We start from the raw sequence: 8,514 nt of genomic DNA, 5'->3' as shown, positions 1-8,514 counted from the left end.
TTCAAACAACACAGCTATTACATAATAACAAGTTCCAAAACTTATGTCAAGCATTTTATTTAATTTATCTGGACTTGCTTCAGACATTTTTCATTATACTGATACAATTCGTTTTTGGCAAGTATTTTTTGTAATTTCCTCCCCGCTTCATGAGTGGGCATTATGCAGGGAGGATAAGCCATCAAGTCAAAAACTATGGACAATCTCTTCGATATAGAGATCTCGCTGTTCGCTTAATGAGATAAACTTGCCATTAGTTGTTTTCACAATCGGTCGCGTCGGTTCTTCCCGCTGTATAAAGACGATTTCAGCCATTTCTCCGTTGGATAATTTCACTTTTGTTCCAACATTAAAGGCCGTTAAACTATCCAACAAAATTTGTACCACTTCTACGCTTAGTTTTCCAAAACTTTCTTTTTGTATTTGTTCAAGCGCCTTGAACGGAGATTCTTTTTTCCAGTAAAGCCGCTCCGACACCATCGCGTGGTACGCATCGGCTACCGCGACAATTTTGCTGTATGGATGAATTTGTTTATCAGTAATCCCAAACGGATAGCCGCTTCCATCGTTTCGCTCGTGATGCTGTAATACTGCTAACTTTACTCCTTCTTGAATAAACGGTATTTTTTGTACCATTTTATATCCAAAAACAGAATGCTGCTTTACTTCTTTATACTCTTCCGATGTAAGTGCGGACTTTTTCATCAAGATTTTTTCATCAATTTTTGCCATTCCACAATTACTTAAAAAACCTGCAAGAGCAATTTGATAACAATCCCCTTTGGTATAATTTAAACATTTCGCTAAAAATCCAGATAATAATCCAATGCTTACCGCGTGATGGCATAAATAGTCTTCTTTTGTAGTATAGCGATATAGAGTGAGTAACTCACTTCGATTATCAATCAAACGGTCTAATAATGGGAGGATAATCGACCGAACTTCGTTAATGTCGATGGATGCTCCTGATTGCCATGATTGAAATATTTTTTTATATCGCTGTACCGCCTTTAAATAAAGGGTGACAACTTCCTCTTCGTTTTCAGCCGTGCTGTTAGGTGAGTGTGGAGCAATCACTTCCGCTGGTTTAAACGGTTGTCCATTCGCTAAAACCGATTCCACGTAAACATCTTCCACTAAAAATTTCTCCAACACAGTGAGCAACATCGGTGTTAACACAGTATTTTTTGGAATGATTGGCTTTTTTGTTCTTCCGACGACATCTTCTGCAAGAATACACCCTTCTTGAAGTTGATGAATTTTTACCCGAAACATGTTCCTCCCCCAGTTCTCAAACGCAGTTCCCCTTTATTACGAAAAAGCTGACTCGAAGGTATTGGAGAACGGCCCTTCGAATCAGCAACCTGTTTAATTTTCTTCATTTCCTTCTAACTCTTTTTCTTCTTCTCTCGGAACTTTCGCAACTGTTGCGACATGTTCATGATCACCAGATAAACGAATGAGTTTGACGCCTTTTGTGTTTCTGCCCATTCGCGAAATATCGCTTACGGCAATCCGGATTAAAATACCGTTCGTTGTCATCAACATTAAATCTTCTTCATCTGTGACTGTTTTCACCGCAACGACTGACCCATTTTTCTCCGTAATATTACACGTTTTTAACCCTTTGCCGCCACGGGTTTGTATACGATATTCCGAGGCTTTTGTTCGTTTTCCATACCCGTTTTTCGTCACAACAAGCACATCATCGTCTTCTTCTAAAATTTCCATTCCGACAACTTCATCGTCATCTTCTAACGTAATGGCTTTCACCCCGGTCGCACTTCTTCCCATCGTCCGCACATCCGTTTCTGGGAAACGAATGAGCATGCCGTGTTTCGTTCCGACAATAATGTGCTTCGAGCCGTCTGTCAGCTTCACGGAAATTAACTCGTCCCCTTCGCGAAGACAAATCGCAATCAACCCATTATTGCGAATGTTAGCAAACGAAGATAGCGGAGAGCGTTTAGCAATCCCTTGCTTTGTCGTAAAGAACAAGAACGAGTCGTCATCAAATTCATCAATGGTAATAATCGTGTTAATCCATTCATCCTTATCAATTTCTAATAAATTGATAATTGGAATTCCTTTTGCAGTCCGTCCGAACTCTGGAATTTCGTATCCTTTCGCTCGGTACACTTTCCCTTTATTCGTGAAAAATAAAATCGTATGATGCGTCGAGGTAATGAGAAGATGTTCGACGAAATCATCTTCGCTCGTATTCATGCCTTGAACCCCTCTGCCACCGCGCTTTTGGCTTCGATAAGTGGAAAGTGGGATCCGCTTAATATATCCTTTATGCGTCAACGTCACGACAATATGTTCACAAGGAATCAAATCTTCGTCAGCAAACTCCTCAACACCACCACTTACAATTTCTGTTCTCCGTTCATCGTTAAATCGTTCCTTTATTTCCGTTAGTTCAGCACGAATAATTTGCAGCACTTTTTCCTCGTCTGCTAAAATAGCTTTCAATTCTGCGATGAGTTGGACGAGCTCTTGATACTCTTGCTCAATTTTTTCCCGTTCTAAGCCGGTCAATCTTTGCAGGCGCATATCTAAAATCGCTTGCGCTTGTCTTTCTGTTAACGAGAATTTTTGCATTAACCCTTCTTTCGCCATTTCCGTTGTTTGCGAATGGCGGATTAAGTGAATGACTTCGTCTAAATGATCGAGAGCGATGCGCAATCCTTCTAAAATGTGCGCGCGCGCTTCTGCTTTTTTCAGTTCGTACGCTGTGCGGCGACGAATAACGATTTTTTGATGGTCTAAATAATGTATTAAACACTCTTTTAAATTTAGCACTTTCGGTTGGCCGTCCACGAGGGCTAGCATGTTAATACCGAAGCTTGTTTGTAACGCTGTTTGCTTATACAAATTGTTTAAAATTACTTTCGCATTGGCATCTCTGCGAATTTCCATCACAATTCGCATGCCACTCCGGTCCGACTCATCACGCAAATCAGTAATACCGTCAATTTTCTTCTCGCGGACAAGCTCAGCAATTCGTTCGATCAATTTCGCCTTATTGACTTGGTAAGGGAGCTCATAAACAATAATGCTTTCCTTGCCGTTTTCTTTTTGTTCAATTTCGACTTTTGCCCGTAACGTAATCGAACCGCGTCCCGTTTCATACGCTTTTCGGATGCCGCTGCGACCGATAATTTGCCCGCCTGTTGGAAAATCTGGTCCAGGGATAAATTCCATCAATTCAGCAACCGTCATGTCTGGATCTTGACTTAATGCTAAAAGCGCATCAATGACCTCGCCAAGCTGATGCGGTGGAATATTTGTCGCCATTCCGACGGCAATGCCCGACGAGCCATTGACGAGTAAATTCGGAAATCGAGACGGTAAAACAACCGGTTCTTTTTCCGAACCATCGTAGTTATCTTGGTAGTCAATAGTATCTTTAGTAATATCGCGCAACAGTTCCATCGATATTTTCGACATGCGCGCTTCGGTGTAACGCATTGCCGCAGCGGCATCGCCGTCAATGGATCCGAAGTTTCCGTGCCCGTCCACCAGCATATAACGGTAGTTAAAATCTTGCGCCATGCGTACCATTGTATCGTAAACAGCCGCATCACCGTGCGGATGGTATTTGCCGATGACTTCGCCAACGATGCGTGCTGACTTTTTGTAAGGCTTGTCCGCGGTCATTCCTAAATCGTGCATCGCATATAAAATGCGGCGATGAACAGGTTTTAAGCCATCGCGAACATCAGGCAAAGCGCGCGACACAATAACACTCATTGCATAGTCAAGAAAAGATGAGCGCATCTCTTGGCTAATATTCACTTCGCGAATTCGTGGATTCTGGTTTTCTGACATACTGGAAAAACCTCCCTTATAAACTCGTTTTTAGGCGGGGAGGGTGATAAGCAACACTCTCCATACAAACCGAAGGCAATTTTAAATATCTAAATTTTTTACGTATCGAGCGTTTTCTTCAATAAACTGTCTGCGCGGCTCCACTTTATCGCCCATTAAAATTTCAAACGTTTCGTCCGCTTCAATCGCATCTTGTAAGCTTACTTGAAGTAGTGTCCGCGTTTCCGGATTCATCGTTGTTTCCCATAATTGTTCTGGGTTCATTTCTCCAAGACCTTTGTAACGTTGAATGGCCGGTTTCGGATTTTCCGAGAGCTCCGCCAAAATTTTTTCTAATTGCCGGTCGTTGTAGGCGTATTCGACGCGCTTTCCTTGCTGGATTTTGTAAAGCGGAGGCTGAGCAATGTAGACATAGCCATGCTCGATCAATTCCCGCATATAGCGATAAAAAAACGTCAGCAACAATGTACGGATATGGGCGCCGTCTACATCAGCGTCGGTCATGATAATGACTTTATGGTAGCGCGCTTTCGTAATATCAAAATCTTCCCCGATTCCCGTTCCTAACGCAGTAATAATTGCCCGCACTTCGTTGTTCGATAAAATTTTATCTAGCCTTGCTTTTTCGACGTTAATAATTTTGCCGCGCAGCGGTAAAATCGCTTGGAAATGCCGGTCGCGCCCTTGCTTCGCTGAACCGCCCGCCGAATCTCCCTCAACGACATACAATTCGCTAATCGATGGATCTTTGGAGGAGCAGTCTGCTAATTTCCCTGGTAAATTAGAGATTTCTAGTGCACTTTTTCTTCGCGTCAATTCGCGCGCTTTTTTCGCGGCTACACGAGCGCGTGCCGCCATCATGCCTTTTTCAACAATTTTCCGAGCGATGGTTGGATTCTCTAGCAAAAACGTTTCAAATTGCTCTGAAAAAATGGAATCCGTTGCCGTTCTTGCATCGCTATTTCCAAGCTTCGTTTTCGTTTGTCCTTCGAACTGAGGGGACGGGTGTTTCACAGAAATAATCGCCGTCAGCCCTTCTCGGACATCTTCACCGGTTAAGTTCGCATCGTTATCTTTGAAAATATGATGTTTGCGCGCATAGTCATTGATAATGCGCGTCAACGCTGTTTTAAAGCCGGATTCATGCGTTCCACCTTCATGCGTATGAATATTATTGGCAAACGAGTAAATGTTACTGCTGTAGCTGTCATTGTATTGAAGGGCGATTTCTACATAAATGCCATCCCGCTCACCAGCGATATACACCGGTTCTTCATGAAGCACTTCACGCGTCCGGTTTAAATGTTGAACGTATGATTGAATTCCACCCTCGTAATAATATTCGTTTCGGCGCTTTTCGCCTCGTTTATCTTCTAGCGTAATGCGAATGCCGCGATTTAAAAACGCCAATTCGCGCAATCGGTTGGCGAGCGTATCGTAATCGTACTCGATCGTTTCCGTGAAAATTTCTGGGTCTGGTTTAAAATGGACGGTCGTGCCTGTTCGATCGGTTTCGCCAATCACTTGTAGATCGGTGCAAGGAACGCCGCGCTCATATTTTTGATAATGGATTTTTCCTTCTCGGTAAACGAACACTTCTAATTCTTGCGACAAGGCATTGACAACAGAGGCACCGACACCATGAAGTCCGCCGGATACTTTATAGCCCCCACCACCAAATTTTCCGCCAGCGTGAAGCACAGTCATGATGACTTCTACCGCCGGCCGTCCCATTTGCTCTTGAATGCCGACAGGAATGCCGCGTCCGTTATCAGCAACTGTAATGCTGTTGTCTTCTTCGATCGTCACATGGATTTCCGTACAATACCCCGCCAGCGCCTCATCAATGCTATTATCCACGATCTCCCATACTAAATGATGGAGCCCTTTAGGACCGGTAGACCCAATGTACATTCCCGGGCGCTTCCGAACCGCCTCAAGCCCTTCTAGCACTTGAATTTGACTTTCATCATACATATGTTCGATTTTTTGTTCCATTGTCATGTTAATCACCTACGCTTTCCTTTGAAAAACGATCAAAACTCATTGTTCAATTTGACCAGAACGCACTTGATAAACGGCTGCTTCTTTAATGACATCATGTTCAATTCCGTCAATGCTTGTCGTCGTGACAAATGTTTGGACCTTTTGGCGGATCGCATTGAGTAAATGTGTTTGCCGAAAATCATCGAGCTCTGAAAGTACATCATCTAATAAAAGAATCGGATAATCACCTGTTTCAGCAAAAATCAATTCGATTTCGGCCAGCTTAACGGATAAAGCCGTCGTTCTTTGCTGACCTTGCGACCCGAACGTTTGCACATCTTTTCCGTTCACATCGAACGACAGATCATCACGATGTGGGCCGGCGAGCGTCATTCCCCGCTCCATCTCTTTCTCCTTTATTTTAACAAATTTCTCACTATACGCTTCTATTATTCTCGACAATTCGATCTTTTCTGATACGTCAATCGAAGGATGATATCGAATATGGAGTTGCTCTAATCCCCTGCTAATTTCGTGATGAATCGGTTCCGCCCATTTTTGCAATAGCTGCAAAAACTCATACCGTTTCAGCGTAATTTTAGCAGCAAGCTCAATTAATTGTTCCGTTAACACATCGAGCATCGTTTCATCACGTTGCTGCTTCGTTTGCAATGATTTTAAATAATGGTTTCGCTGCTGCAATATTTTTTGGTATCGGCTTAAATCATGCATATAGATGGGGGAAATTTGGCCGATTTCCATATCAATAAAGCGTCGTCTTACTTGAGGTCCCCCTTTGACTAAATGTAAATCTTCTGGGGCAAACAAAACAACGTTAAGATGACCGATATATTGACTTAATTTTCGTTGTTCGATATGGTTTATTTTCGCTTTTTTCCCTTTTTTTGATACAACAAGTTGTAAAGATAACGGGCCATTTCGCTTTATCGTTCTCCCTTCTATTTTAGCATATTCCTCCTCCCAACGAATCAACTCTTTATCATTTGCTGTCCGATGGGATTTGGCCATCGCTAAAACATAAATGGCCTCCATTAAATTCGTTTTTCCTTGCGCATTTTCTCCTAAAATAATATTGACATGATGAGCAAATTCCACTTCTTGATTCACATAATTGCGATAGTTTTTTAACGATAAATGTGTTAAAAGCAAAGATCCTTCACCTACTCTAAGCCTTTTACAACAAAGGTACCGAACTCGCGCATATCGACAACATCACCGTTCTTTAACTTACGACCTCGACGTGTTTCTCTTTCACCGTTCACATACACTTCCTTCGTTTGCAAAAACCATTTAGCCATCCCGCCTGTATCAATCATTTGTGCCAATTTTAAAAATTGGCCGAGAGTAATCGTCTCCGTTGAAATCTCTATCTTCTTCATTCGTTCACCGCTCACTTTCGTCAAAAACTGTCCATCACTTTATTTTACTAAAAAATTCGTCAATAGAAAAGAAAGCTGCTAGAGGCTCGTTTTTTCTAGCAGCTTTGATTTATCAATAAGTTCTGACCGGCAAAATTAATTGAAGCATTGAATCCGTATGAAGCGGACGGAGAATAAATGGCCGCATCGCTCCGGTAAAACTAATTTTAATTTCTGTTCCTTCTAGCGCTTTTAACGCATCCATCATGTATTTAGCGCTGAAAGAAATTTTTAACTCCTCACCTTCGATCGCTTCGCTCTGAATTTCTTCTGTTACTTTCCCGATTTCAGGGGAAATGGACGAAATCTCAATCATTCCGCCTGGCAGCGTCGTTAATTTGACGACGTTGTTTCTTCCTTCCCGTGCCAGTAAAGAAGCGCGATCAATCGCTTGGAAAAACTCTTTCGCGTTGATGACGACATCTGTTTGACTATCGGTTGGGATTAATCGAGATGTATCTGGATAGTTGCCGTCAAGAAGCCGTGAGAAGAACAATAAATGCTTCGCCTTGAACAACACTTGGTTTTCCGTCATCACAATTTCCACATTTTCGTTTGTGTCGTCTAAAATTTTGCTTAATTCATTTAAACTTTTACCTGGAATAACGACATTGTATGACAAATGATGATCCATCTCTACTTTCGCTTTTCGCAAAGCGAGCCGGTGACTATCTGTTGCAATACAGATTAATTCTCCGTTTTCCACTCGCCAGTTGACACCTGTTAAGATCGGCCGCGTTTCGGACACCGATACAGCGAAAACGGTTTGCCGAATGATCGTTTTAAGCAAATCCGTCGGCAGCTTGAACACATGCTCTTCTTGAATTTGTGGCAGCCGTGGATATTCTTCTGCATCTAAGCCATTCAAACTGAATTCTGTTTTTCCTGAGCGAATTATGACAATGAATGGCGCTTGCACTTCTATTTCTACCGTTTCTTGTGGGAGTTTTTTTACAATTTCAGCGAAAAAGCGAGCTGGCAAGACAATGCTTCCAGGTTCCGTCACTTCCGCAATGATTTTTCCGTCTTCTTCCGCTGGAATAAAAGATTCAATAGAAATATCGGAATCGCTACCTGTTAGTGTAACTCCTTGTTCCATCGCAACCATTTTAATGCCAGACAAAATCGGAATGGTCGTTCGTGAAGAAATAGCTTTCATGACATCTTGAACGCTACGGGCTAAATCGTCCCGTTGAATAGTGAGTCGCACAAATATTTCCCTCCTAAACGTAAGAAATAGATTTATTTTTTATAT

General features: G+C 42.3%; 6 protein-coding genes. All 6 read right to left on the bottom strand.

The window, feature by feature from the left end; all coding sequences use genetic code 11:
* Positions 1-186: 186 nt before the first annotated feature.
* The 6 genes from M4I42_RS04150 to dnaN all read right to left on the bottom strand — a co-directional run bounded on the left by M4I42_RS04150 (position 187) and on the right by dnaN (position 8,469).
* Complete coding sequence (locus M4I42_RS04150) at positions 187-1,275, bottom strand: HD-GYP domain-containing protein (protein WP_268850979.1); 1,089 nt, start codon at positions 1,273-1,275, stop codon at positions 187-189.
* A 93-nt stretch (positions 1,276-1,368) separates the two neighbouring features.
* Positions 1,369-3,834, bottom strand: coding sequence for a DNA gyrase subunit A (gyrA, locus tag M4I42_RS04145; protein ID WP_268850978.1), 2,466 nt, complete (start codon positions 3,832-3,834; stop codon positions 1,369-1,371).
* Positions 3,835-3,915: 81 nt separating this feature from the next.
* A complete protein-coding gene (gyrB, locus tag M4I42_RS04140; RefSeq protein ID WP_442864070.1) occupies positions 3,916-5,838 on the bottom strand; it encodes a DNA topoisomerase (ATP-hydrolyzing) subunit B in 1,923 nt (640 codons plus the stop codon).
* Between the two features lie 39 nt (positions 5,839-5,877).
* Positions 5,878-6,990, bottom strand: a complete 1,113-nt coding sequence (recF, locus tag M4I42_RS04135) for a DNA replication/repair protein RecF (protein ID WP_268850977.1) — start codon at positions 6,988-6,990, stop codon at positions 5,878-5,880.
* A gap of 11 nt (positions 6,991-7,001) precedes the next feature.
* The gene (gene yaaA / locus M4I42_RS04130; RefSeq protein WP_268850983.1) at positions 7,002-7,220 is read right to left on the bottom strand and encodes a S4 domain-containing protein YaaA; all 219 of its coding nucleotides are present in this window, start codon (positions 7,218-7,220) and stop codon (positions 7,002-7,004) included.
* A gap of 112 nt (positions 7,221-7,332) precedes the next feature.
* On the bottom strand, positions 7,333-8,469 hold the full coding sequence (gene dnaN, locus M4I42_RS04125) for a DNA polymerase III subunit beta (protein ID WP_268850976.1): 1,137 nt from the start codon (positions 8,467-8,469) through the stop codon (positions 7,333-7,335).
* Positions 8,470-8,514 lie beyond the last annotated feature (45 nt).

The organism is Anoxybacillus sp. J5B_2022, from assembly GCF_026847645.1.
Lineage (GTDB): Bacteria > Bacillota > Bacilli > Bacillales > Anoxybacillaceae > Anoxybacteroides.
The sequence above is the reverse complement of the archived record's forward strand: the minus strand, read 5'-3'. Positions and strand labels throughout refer to the sequence as shown.

What these genes read in the sequence shown, in the direction of transcription:
- M4I42_RS04150 (WP_268850979.1), bottom strand. Translation starts at nt 1,275, where the DNA reads ATGTTTCGGGTAAAAATTCATCAACTTCAAGAAGGGTGTATTCTTGCA.
- gyrA (WP_268850978.1), bottom strand. Translation starts at nt 3,834, where the DNA reads ATGTCAGAAAACCAGAATCCACGAATTCGCGAAGTGAATATTAGCCAA.
- gyrB (WP_442864070.1), bottom strand. Translation starts at nt 5,838, where the DNA reads ATGACAATGGAACAAAAAATCGAACATATGTATGATGAAAGTCAAATT.
- yaaA (WP_268850983.1), bottom strand. Translation starts at nt 7,220, where the DNA reads ATGAAGAAGATAGAGATTTCAACGGAGACGATTACTCTCGGCCAATTT.